At 74.8% G+C, this 20,596-nt stretch carries 19 protein-coding genes; 8 read left to right on the forward strand and 11 right to left on the reverse strand.

What is annotated here, in order from left to right:
* The first annotated feature begins 50 nt into the window (after positions 1-50).
* Positions 51-539, forward strand: a complete 489-nt coding sequence (locus tag AB0M16_RS06375; RefSeq protein ID WP_365339348.1) for a flavin reductase family protein — start codon at positions 51-53, stop codon at positions 537-539.
* A gap of 179 nt (positions 540-718) precedes the next feature.
* Positions 719-2,044, forward strand: coding sequence for a hypothetical protein (locus AB0M16_RS06380; protein WP_365339350.1), 1,326 nt, complete (start codon positions 719-721; stop codon positions 2,042-2,044).
* Between the two features lie 73 nt (positions 2,045-2,117).
* On the opposite strand, the gene AB0M16_RS06385 is transcribed toward AB0M16_RS06380, so the two are convergent.
* Positions 2,118-3,677: a mucoidy inhibitor MuiA family protein gene (locus tag AB0M16_RS06385; RefSeq protein ID WP_365339352.1), complete on the reverse strand. Its 1,560-nt coding sequence runs from the start codon at positions 3,675-3,677 to the stop codon at positions 2,118-2,120.
* Between the two features lie 8 nt (positions 3,678-3,685).
* Entirely contained in the window at positions 3,686-5,794 is a 2,109-nt protein-coding gene (locus AB0M16_RS06390; RefSeq protein ID WP_365339354.1) for a DUF4139 domain-containing protein, read from the reverse strand.
* A gap of 153 nt (positions 5,795-5,947) precedes the next feature.
* Between AB0M16_RS06390 and recQ the strand changes: the two genes are divergently transcribed.
* Positions 5,948-7,972 (forward strand): DNA helicase RecQ, encoded by a 2,025-nt coding sequence (gene recQ, locus AB0M16_RS06395; RefSeq protein ID WP_365339356.1) that lies wholly within the window; start codon positions 5,948-5,950, stop codon positions 7,970-7,972.
* A gap of 56 nt (positions 7,973-8,028) precedes the next feature.
* Here the strand turns inward: recQ and AB0M16_RS06400 are convergent, their stop codons facing one another.
* Both AB0M16_RS06400 and AB0M16_RS06405 read right to left on the reverse strand, forming a co-directional pair.
* Positions 8,029-8,724, reverse strand: coding sequence for a type 1 glutamine amidotransferase domain-containing protein (locus AB0M16_RS06400; RefSeq protein WP_365339358.1), 696 nt, complete (start codon positions 8,722-8,724; stop codon positions 8,029-8,031).
* A gap of 181 nt (positions 8,725-8,905) precedes the next feature.
* On the reverse strand, positions 8,906-9,874 hold the full coding sequence (locus tag AB0M16_RS06405; RefSeq protein WP_365339360.1) for a helix-turn-helix domain-containing protein: 969 nt from the start codon (positions 9,872-9,874) through the stop codon (positions 8,906-8,908).
* Between the two features lie 70 nt (positions 9,875-9,944).
* Between AB0M16_RS06405 and AB0M16_RS06410 the strand changes: the two genes are divergently transcribed.
* Complete coding sequence (locus AB0M16_RS06410) at positions 9,945-10,895, forward strand: NADP-dependent oxidoreductase (protein ID WP_365339362.1); 951 nt, start codon at positions 9,945-9,947, stop codon at positions 10,893-10,895.
* Between the two features lie 35 nt (positions 10,896-10,930).
* On the opposite strand, the gene AB0M16_RS06415 is transcribed toward AB0M16_RS06410, so the two are convergent.
* Positions 10,931-11,842, reverse strand: coding sequence for a carbon-nitrogen hydrolase family protein (locus tag AB0M16_RS06415; RefSeq protein WP_365339364.1), 912 nt, complete (start codon positions 11,840-11,842; stop codon positions 10,931-10,933).
* Between the two features lie 306 nt (positions 11,843-12,148).
* On the opposite strand from AB0M16_RS06415, the gene AB0M16_RS06420 reads away from it, so the two are divergent.
* Positions 12,149-12,946, forward strand: coding sequence for a polysaccharide deacetylase family protein (locus tag AB0M16_RS06420; protein WP_365339366.1), 798 nt, complete (start codon positions 12,149-12,151; stop codon positions 12,944-12,946).
* A 2-nt stretch (positions 12,947-12,948) separates the two neighbouring features.
* Here the strand turns inward: AB0M16_RS06420 and AB0M16_RS06425 are convergent, their stop codons facing one another.
* The 3 genes from AB0M16_RS06425 to AB0M16_RS06435 form a co-directional block, all read right to left on the reverse strand.
* Positions 12,949-14,214: a glycosyltransferase gene (locus tag AB0M16_RS06425; RefSeq protein ID WP_365339368.1), complete on the reverse strand. Its 1,266-nt coding sequence runs from the start codon at positions 14,212-14,214 to the stop codon at positions 12,949-12,951.
* A 119-nt stretch (positions 14,215-14,333) separates the two neighbouring features.
* Positions 14,334-14,891: a YciI family protein gene (locus tag AB0M16_RS06430; protein ID WP_365339370.1), complete on the reverse strand. Its 558-nt coding sequence runs from the start codon at positions 14,889-14,891 to the stop codon at positions 14,334-14,336.
* 162 nt (positions 14,892-15,053) lie between these two features.
* The gene (locus tag AB0M16_RS06435) at positions 15,054-15,497 is read right to left on the reverse strand and encodes an Lrp/AsnC family transcriptional regulator (protein WP_365339372.1); all 444 of its coding nucleotides are present in this window, start codon (positions 15,495-15,497) and stop codon (positions 15,054-15,056) included.
* Positions 15,498-15,599: 102 nt separating this feature from the next.
* Here AB0M16_RS06435 and AB0M16_RS06440 point away from each other — a divergent pair, with 102 nt between their 5' ends.
* Together AB0M16_RS06440 and AB0M16_RS06445 are read left to right on the forward strand one after the other, a co-directional pair.
* A complete protein-coding gene (locus AB0M16_RS06440) occupies positions 15,600-16,544 on the forward strand; it encodes an SMP-30/gluconolactonase/LRE family protein (protein ID WP_365339373.1) in 945 nt (314 codons plus the stop codon).
* A 29-nt stretch (positions 16,545-16,573) separates the two neighbouring features.
* Complete coding sequence (locus AB0M16_RS06445) at positions 16,574-17,329, forward strand: aspartate/glutamate racemase family protein (RefSeq protein ID WP_365339375.1); 756 nt, start codon at positions 16,574-16,576, stop codon at positions 17,327-17,329.
* A 45-nt stretch (positions 17,330-17,374) separates the two neighbouring features.
* Here the strand turns inward: AB0M16_RS06445 and AB0M16_RS06450 are convergent, their stop codons facing one another.
* Together AB0M16_RS06450 and AB0M16_RS06455 are read right to left on the reverse strand one after the other, a co-directional pair.
* Positions 17,375-18,031, reverse strand: coding sequence for a lysophospholipid acyltransferase family protein (locus AB0M16_RS06450; RefSeq protein ID WP_365339377.1), 657 nt, complete (start codon positions 18,029-18,031; stop codon positions 17,375-17,377).
* 90 nt (positions 18,032-18,121) lie between these two features.
* The gene (locus tag AB0M16_RS06455) at positions 18,122-18,640 is read right to left on the reverse strand and encodes a nucleoside-triphosphatase (protein WP_365339379.1); all 519 of its coding nucleotides are present in this window, start codon (positions 18,638-18,640) and stop codon (positions 18,122-18,124) included.
* A 110-nt stretch (positions 18,641-18,750) separates the two neighbouring features.
* On the opposite strand from AB0M16_RS06455, the gene AB0M16_RS06460 reads away from it, so the two are divergent.
* Positions 18,751-19,203 carry a YbhB/YbcL family Raf kinase inhibitor-like protein gene (locus tag AB0M16_RS06460; protein WP_365339381.1) on the forward strand — a complete coding sequence of 151 codons (453 nt, stop codon included), beginning with the start codon at positions 18,751-18,753 and terminating at the stop codon, positions 19,201-19,203.
* 3 nt (positions 19,204-19,206) lie between these two features.
* Here the strand turns inward: AB0M16_RS06460 and AB0M16_RS06465 are convergent, their stop codons facing one another.
* Positions 19,207-20,304 carry a hypothetical protein gene (locus tag AB0M16_RS06465; protein WP_365339383.1) on the reverse strand — a complete coding sequence of 366 codons (1,098 nt, stop codon included), beginning with the start codon at positions 20,302-20,304 and terminating at the stop codon, positions 19,207-19,209.
* Positions 20,305-20,596 lie beyond the last annotated feature (292 nt).

Genomic DNA, 20,596 nt, shown 5'->3' on the forward strand with positions numbered 1-20,596 from the left:
GCAGGCCGGGCACCGACCCTGTGGAACACCACGAAGCGCGAGGAGGCGCCGTGACGGAGTTCGACACCTTCACCGATCGGCTCGACGGCCCGATGTACGTGGTCACGGCCGCGTCCGGCGGCGAACGGGCGGGTTGCCTGGTGGGCTTCGCCTCCCAGAGCTCCATCGACCCGCCGAGGTTCACCGTCTGGCTGTCGGTCGCCAACCACACCTATCGCCTCGCGCGCGAGGCCGACCACCTCACCGTGCACCTGCTCCACCGGGACGACCGGGCCCTCGCGGAGCTCTTCGGAGGGGAGACGGGCGACCGGATCGACAAGTTCGCCAGGGTCGGCTGGCATCCGGGAGAAGAGGGCAGCCCGGTCCTGGAGCAGCCCTCCGTGTGGTTCACCGGCCGGATCGAAGGCCGCGTCGAGGGCGGCGACCACGTGGGCTTCCTCCTGGTCCCCGTGGCGGCGTGCCCGCCCTACGAGGGGCAGCCGCCCCCGCTGCTCCGCTACCGGGAGCTGCGGGACCTCGAACCCGGCCACCCCGCCTGAGGCGACGAGGAGGCCGGTGAGCCCGCTCAGCACGCGACCGACCTGGCCGGCGAGCTGCGGGCCGGTGACCGATGGGCGACCATGGAGTCAGCCGCCGAGCGGCCTGTTCAGCGGCGGCCCGACCGCGGGGGCACCAGTGTTGCCCTGGCGCGCTGAGGAAGGCGCCCGGAGGGAGTCTCATGGGCTCACCCGCCGACTCCGGCCCGCAGGGTCCCCGGCCCGGGGAGCCGGACCGCCCTCTGGACGCGCAGGAGCGCGCGGAGTACGAGCGCCTCCGCCGGCACGCCGGCCTCCGGCACCGTCGGCTGCGGACGTGCGTGGCCTCCGTCCTCCTCGCCCTCGCCGTTCTGCTGGCCCCCCTCGGCGTGGTCGGCGCGTGGGCGAGCTCGCAGATCAACGACGTCGACCGCTACGTGCAGACCGTCGCGCCGCTGGCCCGCGATCCCGCCGTCCAGGACGTGGTCGTCGAGCGGGTCACCGACGGCGTGGTCGCACGCGTCGACGTCCGCCGGATCACCGACGCCCTCGCCGACATCCTGGCCGACCGGGACGCGCCCCGCTTCCTCGTCGACGCCGCCAGGTCCCTGGACGAACAGCTCAAGGACGGTCTGACGACCGCGGTGCGCTACGTGGTGAAGAAAGCGGTCACCAGCGACGCCTTCGCCGAGTCCTGGGACAACGTCAACCGCGGCGCCCACACCGCCGCGATGGACGTCCTGACCGGTGAGGGCGGCGGCGCGATCGAGATCAAGGACGACGCCCTCACCCTGAACGTCGGGGCGGTGGTCGAGGAGATGCAGAAGCAGCTCGTCGGCACGACGCTCGTCGACGCCGAGCAGATACCCGGCGCCGACACCTCGATCGTGCTGCTGCGGAACGACCGGCTGAGCGACGCCCGGGACGGTGCCCGCTGGCTCGGTGTGCTCGGCCCCTGGCTGCCGGTGACCGTCGCCGCCCTCGCCGGCCTCGGTGTCTGGGCGGCGCCGTCGCGCCGGAAGGCGGTGATGTCCGCGGGGATCGGCATCGGCGTGATGATGTGCGCGCTGCTCGTCGGGCTGTCCGTCGTCCGGCAGGTGTACCTGGACGCGGTGGCCCCGGTCGTACAGTCGCAGGAAGCCGCGGCGGCCGTCTACGACACGGTCATCAGGTTCCTCCGGCAGGCCGCGGTGACCGTGCTCGTGATCGCGCTGATCGCCGCGCTCGCGGGCTATCTGTACGGGCCCGGCCGCGGCGCCACCGCCGTCCGCTCGGCCGCCGGCCAGGGCGTCGGTGCCGCCGGTCACGCGCTGGTCCGCAGCGGGTGGGACACCGGCCGCGTCGGCGCGTGGCTGCGCACCCACCGCCCCCTGACCACGGGCACGGTGATCGCGGCGGGGACCCTCACCCTCTTCCTGTGGAGCTACCCCACGCCCGCGGTCGTCGCGCTCCTGCTCCTGTGCGCCGTGTTCGTCCTGGCGATCCTGGGCGTCCTCGCGGCCGCCACGGACGGCGCGGAGAAACACTGAGCGCGAGCCGGGCAGGGGCCGGGGGGCGCGATGTCCCGTCGCGCGCCGCCCACGCCCCGTTCACGCCGAGCGGCTACAGGCCGCTGACCTTGGCCGTCGCCGAGAGCTCGTAGACCAGGGTGATCGTGCGCCGGCCGCCCGGCGGGAGGGGGACGGCCCAATGGGCGATGCCCTCGGGATCGACCCCGTCGGGCGCCGGAGAGCAGGCCTCCCCGCGGACGCGTACCTCCACCGCCGAGACCTCGGAGACCGGGATCCGCTCCCGCAGCACGACCACCCGGTCGCCCTGCTCACCGGGCCCGGCGAACCGGGACAGGTGCAGGCGGACCGTACGGGTGATCACCGTGCGCTGGGTGAGGCCGGTGGTGTCGCGGGACTCCTCGGTCTCCCGGACCACCCGGTGGTCGTCACTGCTGCCGAAGGCGAGTTCGACGGGGGCACCGGGCGCCGTGAAGTCCAGCGTGCCGCGGCCCGTGAAACCACTCCCGCGGACCAGGTCCACGGGCCCGGCGAGCAGGGCGTGGCCGGACCGGTTGGCGAACCGCACCACCTGGGTGACGAGCGGCGACAGCTCCGGCGAGGAGGCGTACTCACTGGTCGCGGACGTGGTGAAGGAGGACACCGCCACCCGGTGCGCGCGGCCGTCCGCCGGCACGGAGACCGGCCCGGGGGCACTCAGGACCCGCACCTCGCCGCCGTCGTCCACGCCGGGCAGTCCCAGGACCGAGGCCGGGCCGAGGTCCCCGATCTCCTCCTCGCGCAGCTCGACGTCGACCGTACGGCGCTCCGCGGCGGAGCGGTCCGTCAGTGTCAGCCTGTCCTCGGTGAGCCGCGGGGGATCGGTGGCCAGCGCCGACCGGGCGGTGGACAACGTGAGCCGTACGTCCGACCAGTCCTCTCCCGTGTGCTGCCAGACCACGGCGTCGGTCTCCAGGGTCAGCGAGTCACCGTCCAGTACGGCCCGGTAGGCCGGCCGCCACAGCGCGCAGGGCGTGAGGTGGCTCAGGCGCAGCCCGACCGGCCCGGCGGCCGCGCTCTCCACCGTCAGCTCGACGTACGCGAGCAGCTCGGCGGGCTCCGACCCGGCCGCGTCCATGGCCCGCCGGACCTCCCCGAGCTCGGCCGCGAGAGTCGTCAGGCGGGCCTCCGCGGCGCGCAGCTCCTCGCCGTACGTGTCGCGCTCCGCGTCGACCCGGTCCAGTTCGGCGGCCCAGCGCTGCGTCTCGGTCTCCCCGTGTCCGGTGCCCTCGCCGATCTCCCGCAGGATATCGGCGGCGAGCCGGCCGAGCAGGTCGAGGCGCGTCCGCAGCCGGTCCCGGCGCCGCTCCAGGGCGGTCCGCTCCTCGCCGAGCGCGTGGACGCGCCGTCGCAGCGCGGAGTCGTCGGCGGACGGGCGCGGCCCCCGTGGCGTCCAGACGCGCACGATCCGCGCGTCCAGGGCGGTCGCCGGATGGGCGGCGGTGAGCTCGGCGTGCAGGGTGCGGTCGACGGCCAGTGCGCCGACCGGCCCGAGACGCAGCCGCTGGACCCCGGCCGTCAGGTCGAGCACGGCGCTGCGCTCGACGTGGGCGCGGTCCTCCAGGCAGGTGACGGCCGTGACGGGAAGGGCGATCGGCTGTGGATCCGTGGACATGATGCGCGTCAGCTCCTGCGGTTGCCGCCGGTCAGGGCCTTGCCGGCCGGGATGCGGATCTCGTAGCCGCCGTCGAGGGCGGTGGTGCCGCCGGCGGGCAGGTCCACCCGCCAGACGCGGGTGCCGGGGGCGTGCCGCTCGGGCCCCGCGCCGTCCTCGGGGGCCGCCCAGTCGGCCCGCTCCTCGATCCGGACGTCCGGATCGGAGGTGACGGGCACGCGCTCGCGGACCTCGACCGTGACCGGCCGGGCGAGCCGGTTCGCCAGCTCCACGTGGACGCGGTGGTCGAGCACGGTGATGTGGTTACGCAGGCCGGCGGTCGACTCGTACTGGTTCGTGCGCCGGGTGACCCGGACGCCCTCGGCCGGTCCGAGCCCCACCCGCCGGACCCCGCCGGGGGCGAGCGTGGGCAGCGCGGCGGTCAGCAGGTGGTCGTCGTCGACGGTGACCTCCACCGGCCCGGCGAGGAGGGCCTGGTCGGTGGCGTTCGAGACGACCAGCGTCGCGTACACGGTCGGCTCGACGGACGGCACGGACAGGTACTCGGTGCGCAGTCCGACCCGCAGCTCGGCCACGGTGACGGTGTGCCAGGTGCCGTCCGAAGGGATGTCGGCGGGGGCGGCGGCGTCGAAACGGTGGTCGAAGGAACCCGCCGACGCGCGGGGCCGCACGGCGTGCCCGGGCAGAGGCAGGGACGCCACCGCCTCGGCCCGGCGGCGGTGCTCGCCCGCCACCGCGTCGACGGGCGCCGCGGGAAACAGCCGGCCCCGGCGGCCGCCCCGTTCGTCGGGCCCGCTCAGGACGAGCCCGGCGTAGTCGAGCTCGGCGCCGCTGGGCTGCGGCGGACCGGGCGGGGGCGGCGGTACGGGCGCGGGGGCCGCCGCGGGCGCGGATGCGGCGGCCCGCGCCTGCGGCGGGGCCATGCCGGGAGCGGCGGGGGCGGGCGGGGCCATGCGGTAGGCGTCCGGGGACCCGCCGTACCCGCCGCCGGGCACGGGCAGGGGGGACGGCGGTGCGCCGAAGGCGGCCGGCGCCCCCGGCGGTGCGGCCGTCATCGGCGGCGGGGGCGGTGCCGACGGAAGGGGAGCGGGAACGGGAACCGGGACAGCGGCGGCGACGGAGCGGCCCGCGACGGCCCGGGGCGCCGAGCCCGCCGCGACCGGCCGGGGGCCCGCCGCGTCGTAACCGGTGAACAGGTCCGCGAGGCCCGCCGGGGGCTCGCGCCAGCCGGACGGCGTGGCGGTCGGCTGACGGCGGCCGATCCGCATCGAGCGGAGCTTCGGCAGGTCGGTACGGCGCCGCAGATCGGCGGTCGCGAGGGCGAGGCGTACCCCGGTCCAGTCCTCGCCCGTGCGCTGGGCGACGGAGGCGCGCAGCAGCAGGCGGCCGGTGCCGTCGCCCTGGCGGTGCTCCAAGCGGTACGTCGGCACCCAGACGGCACCCGGAACCCCGTACTCCAGCTCCAGCTCCACCTCGCCGTCGGCGGGACCGTCGGCGAGGCCGTCGGGGAGATCGAGGGCCAGGACCGCCGAGACCGTGGTCCGCACGGAGTCGGTGGGCGCGTCGGTCGAGGCCCGGGCGAGCCGGTCGACGGCGATGGCGAGCTCGTGTTCGAGCGTGCGCAACGCCTCCTCCAGCTCGGCGAGGCGGGCGTGCAGCGCGGTGAGCCGCTCGTCGACGAAAGCGGCGAGGTCCAGCCACGCCTCCACCGGGGTGCGGCGGTGCGGGGCATCGCGCCGGCGGGCCGGCGGCACCGGGCGCAGCCCCTCGGTCTCGCTGATCAGGCCCGCCTGCCGGTCCCGGCGCGCCTGTGCCGCCGCGTACGCGTCACGCAGCCGGTCGACCTCGCGGCGCAGCTCATGGGGCGACTCGCCGTCGAGCGGCTCGGCCTCCGTCTCCACCCGGGCCTCGGTGACGCGCACGCCGACGGCGCCGCCCACGACACGCGCCCGCAGCGATCCCGGGTCCAGCGAACGCGGCAGTCCCGTCACGCGCAGCCGCCCGCCGGGCGGCAGGACGCCCCGCGCCACGCGGCGGCAGAGCGCGCCCTGCGCGTACACCACCACCGATTCGAGGGTCGACCCCCACGTCCGTGCCGGCACAGTCCCCGCCGTCATGCGTCCCGCCCCCGCCGTCGCCTCCGCCCACGCCCACGCGTGCTGCGCGAAGCCTAGCCGCAGAACCGCTGGAACCCGCTCCGGAACCCTGCGGTCGTCCACAGGTTCCGGCGGGCGGGCCGGCGCGTCGGTGCAGGCCGCTAGGCTTTTGGAATGACCCTCACCGACGCCTCCTCCGAGACCTCCGACGCCTTGCAGGTGCTCCGCCGCGTCTTCGGATACGACTCCTTCCGCGGCGAGCAGGAAGCGATCATCGAGCAGGTCGTCTCGGGTGGCGACGCCCTCGTGCTGATGCCGACCGGCGGCGGCAAGTCCCTGTGCTATCAGATCCCGGCGCTGGTCAGACAGGGCACCGGCATCGTGATCTCGCCGCTGATCGCGCTCATGCAGGACCAGGTCGACGCGCTCACCGCGCTCGGCGTGCGGGCCGGGTTCCTGAACTCGACCCAGGACCCGTACGAGCGGCAGGCGGTCGAGCAGGCCTTTCTCGCCGGCGAGCTCGACGTCCTCTACCTGGCTCCCGAGCGGCTGCGCACCGAGGGCACGCAGCGGCTGCTCGACCGCGGCACGGTCTCCGTCTTCGCGATCGACGAGGCACACTGTGTCGCCCAGTGGGGCCACGACTTCCGGCCCGACTACCTCGGCCTCTCGATGCTGCACGAGCGCTGGCCCAAGGTGCCGCGGATCGCGCTGACCGCGACCGCCACCGAGGCCACCCGCGCCGAGATCGCCGAGCGTCTCGGTCTGCGCGAGGCCCGGCAGTTCGTCGCCAGCTTCGACCGGCCGAACATCCAGTACCGCATCGCCCCCAAGGCCAACGCGCCCAAGCAGCTCCTCGAACTGATCCGGACCGAGCACGCGGGGGACGCCGGCGTCGTCTACTGCCTGTCCCGGGCCTCGGTGGAGAAGACCGCCGCCTTCCTGGTGGAGCAGGGGATCGATGCCGTGCCGTACCACGCCGGCATGGACGCGGCCTCGCGGGCGGCGAACCAGGCGCGCTTCCTGCGCGAGGACGGGGTCGTGGTCGTCGCGACCATCGCCTTCGGCATGGGCATCGACAAGCCGGACGTGCGCTTCGTGGCCCACCTGGACCTGCCGAAGTCGGTCGAGGGCTACTACCAGGAGACCGGCCGCGCCGGGCGCGACGGCGAGCCGGCCACGGCCTGGCTCGCCTACGGCCTCCAGGACGTGGTCCAGCAGCGCAAGCTCATCGACGGCTCCGAGGGCGACGAGACCCACCGCCGCTCGCTGGCCGCGCACCTGGACGCGATGCTCGCCCTGTGCGAGACGGTCGAGTGCCGTCGCGTGCGGCTGCTCGCCTACTTCGGGCAGGCGGCCGAGCCGTGCGGCAACTGCGACACGTGCCTGACCCCGGCCGAGTCCTGGGACGGGACGGTCGCGGCGCAGAAACTGCTGTCCACGGTGTGGCGGCTGGCCAAGGAGCGGCGCCAGAAGTTCGGTGCCGGCCAGATCATCGACATCCTGCAGGGCAAGAAGACCGCCAAGGTGATCCAGTTCGACCACGACGCCCTCTCGGTCTTCGGCGTCGGGGCGGACCTGTCCACGGCGGAGTGGCGGGGCGTCGTCCGGCAGCTGCTGGCGCTCCGGCTGCTCGCGGTGGAGGGCGACTACGGGACGCTCGTCCTCACGGACGGCAGCGGCGACGTGCTCGGTGGGCGCCGCAGCGTCCCCATGCGCAAGGAGAAGGCTCCGGCCGCCGCCCGCAAGGCGTCCGGATCGGGCTCCGGCAAGGGCGCCCGCGTGCCGGTCGACCTTCCGGCGGGCGCCGTGCCGGTCTTCGAGGCGCTCCGCGCCTGGCGGGCCGCGACCGCCCGCGAGCAGGGCGTCCCGGCCTACGTCGTCTTCCACGACGCGACCCTGCGGGAGATCGCCACGCGGCTTCCCGCCACGGTCGCGGAGCTGGGCACGATCGGCGGCGTCGGCGAGGCGAAGCTGACGAAGTACGGCGAGGGAGTCCTCGACGCCCTGGCGGAGCACACCGCCGGGGCCCCGGCCACAGCCCCGGCCCCGGCCCCGGCCCCGGCCGCCGTGCCGGCCCCCGCCGCCGCGGCCGCCGCGCACCCCGCGCCGCCGCGGCAGCCGGGCGCGCCGGACGAGGAACCGCCCTTCGACCCCTTCGACCCGGAGGAGGAGCCGCCGTGGGACGACTGGGAGTGACCCGGACGGACCGGGCCTGACCGGAGCGGGCCCGAGCCGCCGCCGCTCTCCCCGGGTCAGGCCAGCTTCTTGAGGACCTCGGCCGCGAGCGGGGCGGAGGAGGCCGGGTTCTGACCGGTGATCAGGTTGCGGTCGACGACCACGTTCGGGGCCCAGGGCTCGCCCGCCCGGACGTCGAGGCCGGCCTCGACGAGGCGGCTCTCCAGGAGCCACTGCGCCTTGTCGGCGAATCCGGCCTGCGCCTCCTCGGCGTTGGTGAAGGCGGCGACACGGTAGCCGGCGAAGGCGTTGGTGCCGTCCTCCCGAACCGCCGCCAGGAGGGCGGCGGGGGCGTGGCAGACGACGGCGAGCGGCTTGCCGGACGCGAGCGCGTCGACGAGCAGCCGGCCGGAGGTCGCGTCCACGGCCAGGTCCTCCATCGGGCCGTGGCCGCCGGGGTAGAGGACGGCGGCGTAGGCGTCGAGACGCACGTCCTCGAGGCGGATCGGGTCCTTGAGCTCGGTGAAGGACTCCAGGACGGCGGCGATCCGGTCGGCGCCGTCCTGCCCGCCGTTGACCTCGGGGGCGAGGCTGCTCCGGTCCACGGTCGGCACGACTCCGCCCGGCGTGGCGACGACGATCTCGTGGCCGGCGGCCGTGAACGCCTCGTAGGGTGCGGCGGCCTCCTCCGCCCAGTAGCCGGTGGGGTGCTCGGTGCCGTCGGCGAGGGTCCAGCGGTCGGCGCCGGTCATCACGAAAAGGATCTTCGACATCAGTGTCTCCCTGGGGGTGGGCCCGGTCCGGGCCCCGGGTTCGAGGTGCGGGGTACTCGAACGTAGGACGTCCCTCAGGGGCGTGACCAATGGGGAAACCGATGTCTGCCATCGGCATTCCGATGGATCTACGGGGAATACCGCCGGAACCCCCAGGTCAGGCGCTGACCTGCGGTGATGCTCACCCCGCCGTCGCTTTGACCGCGGGCGGGGTGCCGCGGAAGGTGCGCCGGTACGCGAGGGGAGAGACGCCGATCGCGGCGTGCAGGTGCTCGCGCAGCGAGGTCCCGCCGGCGAAGCCGACCTGCCCGGCGACGTCGTCGACGGCGAGGTCGGTGGTCTCCAGGAGGTGGCGGGCACGGGACAGGCGCTGCTGGATCAGCCAGCGGCCCGGGCTCATGCCGACCTCCTCGTTGAAGCGGCGCGCGAAGGTGCGCAGGCTCATCCGGGCGTGCCCGGCCAGCTCCGTCAGGGGCAGCGGCTCGTGGAGGTGCTCCAGCGCCCACTGGCGGGTGGCCGAGGTGCCGTTCGCGGTCGCCTCCGGCACCGGGTGCTCGATGTACTGGGCCTGGCCGCCCTCCCGCCACGGGGGCACGACACAGGCCCGGGCCACGTGGTTGGCGACCGCCGCGCCGTGATCCTCCCGTACGAGGTGGAGGCACGCGTCCACGCCGGAGGCGGCACCGGCCGAGGTGAGCACGTCTCCGTCGTCCACGAACAGCACCTCCGGATCGAGCGCCACCCGCGGGTACCAGGACCGGAAGACGTCCGCGAGGGCCCAGTGCGTGGTGGCGGGCCGGCCGTCGAGCAGGCCCGCCGCGGCCAGGACGAAGGCCCCGGTGCAGATCGACACGAGCCGCGCACCCGGCGGGACGCTCGCCAGCGCCTCGCCGACGCCCGGCGGAAGTTCCCGCGTGAGCACCGAGGGATCGATCGACGGCACCACCACGGTGTCCGCCGTCGTGAGGACCTCGGGGCCGTGCTCGACCGTGACCGAGAAGTCGGAGTTGGTGGCGACCGGCCCCCCGTCGAGCGAGCAGGTGAGGACCTCGTAGCGGTCCCGGGCCGTCCCGAAGACCCGGCTGGGGATGCCGAGTTCGAAGGGATACACCCCGTTCAGGGCGAGGACGACGACTCGATGGACAGTCATGGCACGATCCCGTCGAAGAATGGCATTCATGCCATGGTACGGGTCCCCGGCCGGCGGCCAGGCTGGGCGCATGACGAACGACACCACGATGCGCGCCATCAGCCAGGACACCCACGGAACTCCCGACGTCCTGAAGGAGGTCGTGCTGCCGCGGCCCGTCCCGGGCCCCAGCCAGATCCTCGTCGCCGTCCGCGCGGCCGGCGTGAACCCGACCGACTGGAAGCACCGCGCAGGCCGCCTCTTCCTCGACCGACTGCCGCTCGTCCTCGGCTGGGACGTCTCCGGCGTCGTCGAGGCCGTCGGCTTCGGTGTGACCCTCTTCAAGCCCGGCGACGAGGTCTTCGGGATGCTGCCCTATCCGTACGGCGTCGGCTCCCACGCCGAGTACGTCACCGCCCCCGCCCGCGCCTTCGCGCACAAGCCCGCGGACATCGACCACGTCCAGGCGGGCGCGCTGCCGCTCGCCGCCCTCACCGCGTACCAGGCCCTCGTCGACACCGCCGACGTCCGCGCCGGACAGCGCGTCCTCATCCACGCGGCGGCCGGCGGCGTCGGCCATCTCGCCGTCCAGATCGCCAAGGCCCGCGGCGCGTACGTCATCGGCACCGCCAGCGCCCCCAAGCACGACTTCCTGCGCTCCCTCGGCGCGGACGAGGTGGTCGACTACCGCACCACCGACTTCCGCGACGCCGTCCAGGACGTCGACGTGGTCCTCGACCCGCTCTCCGGCGACACCCGCAGTCGCTCCCTCGACGTCCTCCGTCCCGGTGGCGTCCTCGTCTCCATCCTCGCCGCCACCGACCCCGAGGACGCGGCCAGGGCCGCGGCCCGCGGGGTCCGCGTCGAGACCCTCCTCGTCGAGGCCGACCACGCGGGCATGCGGGCCGTCGCCGAGCTCGTGTCCTCGGGAGCGCTGCGCGCCCACGTCGAGGCCGTCTTCCCCCTCGCCGAGGCCGCGAAGGCCCACGCCCTGGGCGAGACGGACCGCACCACCGGCAAGATCGTCCTCACCGTGCCGTAGCCCGGGGCGCCCTGCACGGGTCCGGGCGCCTCCCGCTACGGACGGGCCGGCGGGGCGCCCGCCCGGTCGTCGGAGCCGCCCTCCTCGAACCAGCTCGGTGTGCGGAAAGCGCCGCCGTACATCGGCAGGGAGATGTCCGCGCCGTGACGCGCGAGCTGGGCCCACGGGCGGTTGATCCCGGCCGAGCCGTACGTGCGGACGCGGGACACGGTGTCCAGGTCGAGGACGTCCACCAGGACCTCCTCGCCGCCCCCGGCCTGCTGGCGGACGACGCCCTCGGGATCGACGACCGCGCTGGCGCCGACGCCCGCCGGGTCGGCGGCGTTGACGTTGACGACGTAGACCTGGTTGGTCCAGGCGTTGGCGCGGGCGCACACCAGTTCCATCTCCCGGTCGCGGGTGGTGGTGAGGGTCGGCTGCACGATGACCTCCGCCCCCAGCCAGGCGAGTTGGCGGACCGTCTCGGGGAACGAGCCGTCGTAGCAGACGGCGAGGCCGATCCGGCCCGTGCCGGGGATGTCGAACACGGTGAACTCGCGTCCGGGCGTGGTCCGTTCGTACGGCTGCCAGGGGAACACCTTGCGGTAGCGGGCGGCGATCCCGCCCTCGGGGGAGACGGCCACGGCGGTGTTGTACACGAGGCCGTCGTCCCCCCGCTCGTAGACGCTGCCGGGGACCAGCCAGAGACCGGTCTCCCGGGCGAGCGCGCACACCCGGTCGGTCGTCGGACCGGGGACCGGCTCGGCGGTCCGTTCCATCCACCCCTCCGGGGCGGGGCCGAGGAGCGGTCCCTCGGCGGCGAGCAGCAGTTCGGGGACGACGACCAGCTGGACGTGCGGGAAGAGCGAGCGGGTGGTCCGCACCTGGTGGGCGAAGCGCTGCCAGGTGGCCTCCGGGTCGTACGGGACCGGGGCGGTCTGCAGGGCGGCGACGGCGAGAGTGCGCATGGGGAGATCCTCGGTTCGGTCTTCGGCGATGACGAGCCGGGCGGTCACGTCGGCGCGCCCGGTACGGAAGAAACGGGGGAAGCGGGTCCGGGCGGCGAGGACGGCCCGGCCCCGGCCCCTCGATCGCCGACGGCCCGCGAGGACGGCCCGGCGCCGGGCCGTCCTCGCGGGGGCCGCTCCGGCCGGGCGCCCGCGGGTGTGCCGTATCCCGTCTTGACCTCGTAGGCCTCGGGTGAAACCTTCCGGCCGTGTGATCCGTCCTCACCTCTGGGAGACGGTCAAGAGCACACGGGGAGTGGGCATTCCATGGGGCTGAAGGGCAAGTACACCGCGCAGATAGCCGTGGTGGCCTCGGCGGTGGCACTGAGTCTGGCGGCCTGGGGAGCCGCCGCTCTGACGGACACCGAGGCCACCGCGCAGGCGGGGGACGGCGGTAAGGGGCGGGCGCCCTCGACGCAGGGCAAGGAGCCGCCGCGGGTGCCGCCGGTGAAGGTGCCCGAGAGCATCGCGCACGCCGCGGAAGCCGGCGGATCGGCCGTGAACATCACCATCGACGACGGCCCCGACCCGCGGTGGACGCCCAAGATGCTCGACATCCTCAAGGAGAACGACGTCAAGGCCGTGTTCTGCATGGTCGGTCCGCGCGCGCAGGAGTACCCCGAGCTGGTCAAGCGGGTCGTCGCGGAGGGGCACCGGCTCTGCGACCACACCGTCACGCACGACACGACGATGGACAAGAAGTCCGTCGCGTACCAGAAGCAGCAGATCCTCGACGCCAAGAAGATGATCGAGGACGCGGCCGGCGGCGCGAAGGTGGAGTACTACCGCGCGCCCGGCGGCGCCTTCACCCCGAACAGCCGGCGGATCGCCGCCGCCGAGGGCATGCGGCCGCTGGGGTGGAACGTGGACACGAAGGACTTCGAGAAGCCGGGCACGGCCGCGATCGTCCACACCGTCAAGAGCGAGCTGTCCAACGGCCCGACGATCCTCTTCCACGACGGGGGCGGCGACCGTGCCCAGACGGTCGCGGCCCTGGAGCAGGTGCTGCCGTGGCTCAAGGAGCAGGGGCACGCCTTCAGCTTCCCCGTACGCACGACCCCCTGAGCTCAGCGGCCCACCCGTGGGCCGTCGCGGCCGTCGCGGCCCAGGCCGTCGAGTGCCGCCCGCACGCCCGCCACGCCGTCCTCCCGCCGCAGTCGTTCGGCGAGGGCGGCGGCGCGGCGCCGGTACGCCGGGTCGCGGGTGGCGGCGGTCAGCGCCTCGGCGAGGGGCTGCGGAGTGGTGAACCGCCTCAGCGGTACGGGGCCGGGCGAGACGCCGACGGCGGCGAGCCGCGCGGCCCAGAAGCCGGCGTCGAACCACATCGGCAGCGGTACCGCGGGCACCCCGGCGCGCAGGCCCGCGGCCGTCGTCCCGGCGCCCCCGTGGTGCACGACGGCCGCCACGCGCGGGAACAGCAGCGAGTGCGGTACCTCGCCGATGCTCACCATGTCGTCCCCCTCGGCCTCGAGTCCGCTCCATCCGGCCTGGACCACCCCGCGCAGCCCGGCCGCCCGCAGGGCCCGCACCACCAGCGCGCTCACCCGCTGCGGCTCGGCCACCGTCAGGCTGCCCAGCCCGACGAAGACCGGGGGCGGTCCGGCGTCCAGGAAGTCGCGCAGCCGTTCGGGCAGTTCGGCGTCCGGCCGGGTGTGCGCCCACCAGTAGCCGTCGATCGTCAGGCCTGAGCGCCAGTCCGGCGGGCGCGGCACCACGAGCGTGCTGAATCCGTGGTGGACCGGCCGCGTCCGGCGCTCCACGGCCCGGCCCCGCCGCGTGCCGCCCAGCTCGGCCCGGACCTCGCGGGCGGTCTTGGCGAACACGAGTTCCAGCGCGGCGTCGACCGCCCGCCCCGCGAGCCGGTTGCCCGCACCCCCCAGGGACCGGGTGCCGAGCACGGACGGCGGGAGCGCGCGGGTGGGCGCGAGCGGTTGCAGGTGGAGTTCCCTGCTCGGCAGCCCGAGACCGTCGGCGACGGCGTGCCCCAGCGGAGCGACGGCCCCCGACAACAGGAGCACGTCACTCGCACGCGCCGCCGCCAGCATCCCCGGCGCGAGCTCCCCGGCCAGTCGCCGCGCCATCGCCAGCATCGCCGCGAGGCGCCGCGGACCGCTCCGGATGGTCTGCAGCCGCCGTCCCTCCTCCGAGTCCAACTCGGCGCGCGGGTCGACCGGCAGCCCGTGAAACCCGAGCCCGGCCTCCCGTACCAGTCCGGCGAACGACTCGTGCGTCACGAGCGTGACCTCGTGCCCCGCCCGCATCAGCCCGTGCCCGAGTCCGGTGAACGGCGCGACGTCCCCGCGCGAACCTGCTGTCATCAGTGCCACACGCATCGTGAGCAGTATGCCGGATGCGCCCCGAGGATCACGGGACCCGCGGCGAAGTGACGGACTCCCGGAGCGGTGACGGGGCCTCGGGTCCCCCAGGGACGCAGGGACCCCGAACCGGACTTCTAGGACGGGCGCCCGCCGAACTGCCAGTCGTGCACCTCGATGTCGGCGTACCGGTCCGCCGTCAGGATCGCGCGCGCCGAAGCGGCGTCCGGCGCGCGGAGCAGGGCCGCGGTGCCGAGCCACGTGGCGCCGTCGTCGGAGAGCAGGGGGCCGTAGGCGATCAGCTCGTCCGGGTCCTGGCCGGCCGGCAGGTCGAGGTCGGCGGGTCGGCCCGTGCCGAGACCGATCACCAGGAAGCGGTCGCCGCCGCTACGGCCGCCGGGGAAGTCCCACATGGTGCGCCCGAGGGTGTTGCGCCAGCGGCGCAGCAGGACGTCACGGTAGACGCCGGCCTGGTAGTTCGGCTCGTCGAAGGCGAACGCGCGGGCGGCGGCGAGGTCGGGGAGGTCGACGATGTGCACGCTGCCGCTGGGGGTCTCGCCGTCAGGGCCGAACGTCGGGCCCCGGGCGATCAGCTCCTTCGCGTAGCGGTCCATGTAGGACCAGTGCTCTTCGAGCAGTTCGTCGCGCAGCGGCAGCGAACCGGGCCGGTCGCGGTGGTACGTGAGGAATTCCATGATCGGATGATCCCCCGGGGCGGGGGGTCCGGGCCATCGAATTCGTCCGCGAACCTCCGCCCGGCACGCGGCACTTGCGCTGCGGTGTGCGGGCGCACGCGGGGTGACGCGCGGCTCGGGCGGGGGCGGCTCGGGCCGGACCTGCTTCGGGCGGGGGCCGGCTCAGGCGGTGTGCGGCGAGACCGGGCGCTCGAAGAAGGTCTCCAGGACGACCGTCGCCTGCGTCCCGCTCACCCCGTCGATGGCGTAGATCCGTCGCAGCACGTCCTGGAGCTGCTCGGTGCTCGTCGTCCTGACCTTGACGAGCACCGAGGCGCTCCCGGCGATGACGTGCGCCTCCAGGACCTCGGGCAGCGCGGCGAAGTCCTGCGCGGAGTCGCCCATCCACGCGGACGAGTCGACCATCACGTACGCCAGGACGCCGCCGCCCACCGCCGCCGGATCCACCTCCACGGTCGTGCGCCGGATGACCCCGCGCTCCCGGAGCTTGCGCACGCGCTCGTGGGCCGCGCCCGCCGACAGGCCCACGGCCCGGCCGAGGGCGGCGTAGGGCCGGGTGGCGTCCCGCTGAAGCTGCGTCAGCAGCTCCCGATCGATGTGATCCACGACTCTCCATTCGGTACATGCTTGTGAGGACCGTACCTCATCCAGCAATCTCGCCATCGAGCCGAAGATGATTCGGTACATCCCCGGGGAGGGACCGGACCCATGACCACCGAACGCCCTGCGCTGTACGAGATGTTCGACGAACGCTTCCGCACCGGCCGCTGCATGAACGGCGACGACGGCCTGGAGGTGCTGTACACCGGCTGCCGCTGGGCGGAGGGACCGGTCTACCTCCCGGCGTGGCGGCAGCTGGTGTGGAGCGACATCCCCAACGACCGGATGCTGCGCTGGGACGAGGAGACCGGAGCCGTCGGCGTCTTCCGCCGCGCGGCCGGGCACACCAACGGCAACACCCTCGACCGCGAGGGCCGGCTCATCACCTGCGAGCAGGGCAACCGCCGGGTGACCCGGACCGAGCACGACGGCACGATCACGGTCCTGGCCGACCGCTGGCAGGGCAAGCGGCTGAACAGCCCGAACGACGCGGCGGTGAAGTCGGACGGCTCCATCTGGTTCTCCGACCCGGACTTCGGCATCACCAGCGACTACGAGGGCTACCGCGCCGAGAGCGAGATCGGTGCCAACAACCTCTACCGCATCGACCCGGGCACTGGTGAAGTGCGCCTGGTCGCGGACTGTTTCGAGGCGCCCAACGGACTCGTCTTCTCCGCCGACGAGAGCCGGCTGTACGCCTCCGACACCCGGGCCGGGTACGTCCGCGTCTTCGACGTCCGGGAGGACGGCACGCTCTCCGACGGCACGGTCTTCGCCGACGCCTCCGCCCGCCCGGACGCCCGCTTCGACAACCTCCGCTTCGACGACGGCGGGCGGCTGTGGGTGGCCGCGATGAACGACGGCGTGCACTGCTACGACCCCGACGGCACGCTGATCGGGCGGCTGGACGTCCCGGAGGCGGTGGCGAACATCTCGTGGGGCGGAGCCAAGCGCAACCGCCTCTTCATCGCCGCCGAGACGAGTCTGTACTCGGTGGTCATGGCCGTCACCGGCACCCACCCGACTGGCCCCGGACACCGCCCCTGGCGGTAGTCCGCGTCCCGCGTGGCAGAGTGGAGGACATGAAGATCATCGGGCTGATCGGCGGCATGAGCTGGGAGTCGACCGCCGAGTACTACCGGCTGCTCAACGAAGGGGTCCGGGACCGGCTGGGCGGGCTGCATTCGGCCAGGTGCGTCGTGTACTCCGTCGACTTCGCGGAGATCGAGCGGCTGCAGGTGGCCGGCCGCTGGGACGAGGCCGGGGCCGTCCTCGCGGACGCGGCCCGCTCGCTGGCGGCGGCCGGCGCGGAGTTGCTGCTGATCTGCACGAACACCATGCACAAGGTCGCCGACCAGGTGTCCGCAGCGGTGGACGTGCCCCTGCTGCACCTCGCCGACGCGACGGCGTCGGCGGTGCGGGCGGCCGGACCGCGCCGAGTGGGCCTGCTGGGCACCGCCTTCACCATGGAGCAGGCCTTCTACCGTGACCGACTGGCCGCGCACGGCCTCGACGTCCTCGTGCCCGACGCGGACGACCGGGCCCTGGTCCACCGGGTGATCTACGACGAACTCTGCCTGGGCGTCATCAAGGAGGAGTCCCGTGCCGCCTACCGTCGGGTCATCGACCGGCTGGTGGCCTCCGGGGCGCAGGGCGTGATCCTCGGCTGCACCGAGATCGAACTGCTCATCGCCCCCGAGCACAGCCCGGTGCCGGTCTTCGCCACCACCCGCCTGCACGCCGAGGCCGCGGTGGCGGCGGCGCTGGCGCCGGCGGGGCAGGCGCAGGGGGTGTACCCGCGACGGCCGGAGGATGCCCGCGAGCCCCTGGACCGCTGACCGCCGGGGGACACCGCTGACCGGGCGTGTCGCCGACCGCGGGCCTTACGCGGCGACGGGCTCCCCGAGGCTCTCGGCGGCGGCCCGCCACGCCGCCGTCACCGCGGAGTGGGCCTGCGCGGTCCGTGCCGCCCCGTCGCCGCTCAGCAGCACCGGCGCCCCCACGTGCACGTGAAGTCCGGGCCGCCGCAGGGGTGAGGTGACGAGACCCGCCACCTGCTTCGCGGCGCCACCCGAAACGAGACGTCGCGCCCCCGCCTGACCGATCGGCACGACCGGAGCCCCGGTCCGCCGGGCCAGGCGGGCGATCCCGCTGCGGAACGGCCCCGGAGGTGCCTCGCCGGCGTCCCTGCGCCGCGGCAGCCCGCCCTCGGCGTAGATGAGCACCAGCCGCCCGGTCGCCAGCGCCTCCGCGGCGAGGTCGAGGGCCTCCGCGGCGCGGGCGCTGCCGCGATGCACCGGGATGTGCCCCTCGGAGGTGAGGGCCCGCCCGAGCCACGGCACCCGCCACAGCCCGGCCGTGGCCGCCACGACCGGCTGGACGCCGAGGCGGTGCAGTGCGGCGAGGACGATCGCCGGGTCGGCGAGCGAGGTGTGGTTGGCGACCACGATGCTGCCCGGGGCCAGTTCGGCACACGGGTCCATGCTCACGGTGAGCCGGCCCACGGCCGGCACCAGAGCTGCGGCGACGCTGCTGAGCACGTCATCTCTCCCCGAAGTCGGCGACGTTACGCCTTCCATGCTCGGCGCCGGCCGACCCGCCGCCCTGAGCGGCGCTACTCAACCTCCGGCTCACGTCGTACTCAGACGGGCCGCCAGTTCTCCGGGCAGGGCGTCCCTGCCGGCCGGGGTGACCTGGACGACCTCGATGTCGGGGCGGTGCTTGAGGCCGTCGGTGTACGGGTCGGGGCGGGCGTGGACCGTGGCGACGACGTCGACGTCCGCGGCGAACAGGGCGTCGACCGCGGCGCGGAAGGACGTGGAGGCCAGCTCCATCCGGCCGAGTTCGTCGACGAGCACCAGGCGGTGCGGCGTCCCGCCGGTGATCGACGGCAGCGCCAGGTCTTCCATGACGTCCAGGTCGACCCCGTACCTTCCGACGCGCGGCGGGCCGGGGAGGCCGACGTGGGCGAGCACCCGTCGTTCGCCCGCCAGGGTCTCCAGGGCGAAACCGACGCGGGTTCCGGCCTCGCGGATCTCCTCCGTGGTGAAGCCGGTGGCCGTGCCGGCGGGCAGCAGCGCGGCCAGTCGGCGCAGGGCGGTCGTCTTGCCGGAGCCCGGACGGCCCTCCAGCAGGATTCTTGTCGGCACCAGGGCATTCTGGCCGCGCCGCCGCGCAGCGGGCGCGGTGGGCTCGGCCGATCGGAGGGTTTGCGAGGCGGACCGGTGGCGCCGTCGCCGTACCGGGTAGGGCGGCGGCCATGAGCCGAATTGAACTCACCAGCTCCGCGTTCGACGACCACACCGTGATCCCGCGCCGTTACAGCGGCGAGGGCGAGAACGTCTCCCCGCCGCTGACCTGGTCGGGCGTGCCCCACGACGCCACGGAACTGGTGCTCCTCTGCGAGGACCCGGACGCGCCGCGGGCGACGTTCCTGCACTGGCTGGTGACCGGGATCGATCCGGGGACCGGCGGGGTGGTGGAGGGGCAGAAGCCCCAGGGCGGCCTGCCGTGGCCCAACGGCTTCGGGCACGTCGGCTGGGGCGGGCCGATGCCGCCACCGGGGCACGGGCCGCACCGCTACTTCTTCCGCCTGTACGCCCTGAGCGAGCCGTTGCCCCTGCACGGCCACCCGGACGCCGGCGAGGTGCACGCCGCCCTGAAGGGCAGGGAGCTGGCCTCCGGCGTCCTGGTCGGGACGTACCAGCGCTGACGGTCAGGGCGGCGTCCCCGCGTCCGCGTACCGCAGCAGCGCGCCCACCTGCTCGTGCAGCGGCAGCGCGCTCTCCGGTACGACGACCAGCTCGGCGCCGGTGCCCACGAGCGCCCTGACCAGGGCCTCGTCGGCGGGCTCCTCGCGCGGGGCCCGCACGCCGAAGGAGAGCAGCTCCGCCTCGGTGAGGGCGAGCTGGTGCGGCCGGGCGCCCACCCACAGCCGGCGCGAGGAGCCGGGCGGCCGGTTCAGGAACAGCGCCGCGACCTGGCCGCGCTGCAGCGCGGCGACAGCGGGGGCCAGGCCCTCCGACACCGGTCCGTTCACGGCCCGCCGGCGGACGAAGAGGTCCAGGAGCTCCAGGTCGTGGGTGGCCATCCGGCCGCGGAAGACTCCGTCGAGCTGCGGTTCGAGCAGGGCCCGCCCGGTGTCGGTGGGGGTGGGGCCGCCCACGCGGACGACCCGGTCCCGCAGGCCGCGGGGAAGCCGGCGGACCAGTACGTTGCACGCCCACTCGTCCCCGCCCACGACGACGGCGTCGGCACGGGCGTGCCGCGCCCGCTCGTCCAGGCGGTGACCGAGCCGGACGGCGGCGCGGTGCCAGGTCGCGACCGCGACCCTGCGGCGCATCCGCTCACCCGGGGTGACGGTCGACGCCGGCCAGGTGCCGGCCTCCGCCTCCAGCGTCACCCAACCGTGGGTCTCGGCGGTCGGCAGGCCGCCGTAGTGGACGACCACGGCCAGGTACGGGATCTCCGGCACGTGCTGGGCCACCAGGGGCATCGCGTCCGGCAGGGTGCCGTAGCGCGCCGAGTCGTGCTCGGGCGGCTGCGGCAGCTCCCCGTCCAGGACGAGCGCGTCGTGGGCCGCGAAGACGGCCTGCCCGTGCGCCCCGGGCACCTGCGCGTCGGAGCCCACCACCTCCTCCAGCGCGTTCAGCAGCGCCCGGCCCGCGCCCTGCCGCGCCAGGCTCTCGCGCAGGCGCCGCCAGCGCAGGTCGACGGCCCGCTCGGGCTGGTCGACGTCCCGCGAGGTGTCCAGGTACACGGAGACGTACGGTCCCGGCTCCGCGTAGAGGGGCTCAAGGAACGACAGTCGCATCGCCACTCCTCGTCGAAGGTCTCCCCACCTTCGATGATGCGCCCCCTCCCGGTGGACCCGGGGTCAGAGCAGTGCCGGAGGCGGACGGACGTCATGGCCCGCCGCGTCGCCGGGGCGTGTCCGTGGTGGGTGGCGTCCGCGGGCGCGGGCGTCGAGGGCGACGGAGGTGTGGGGGACCGACGGGCGGGGCCGAGGGACGGCGGGTGGTGGCCGGGGTGAGCGGCACGCTGGGCAGCCTGTCCGCGTTGCCCAGCGCCGTGGACGAGGCGCGGCGTACGGGGGCCGGGCCGGT

Source organism: Streptomyces sp. NPDC051921 (assembly GCF_040680975.1).
GTDB lineage: Bacteria > Actinomycetota > Actinomycetes > Streptomycetales > Streptomycetaceae > Streptomyces.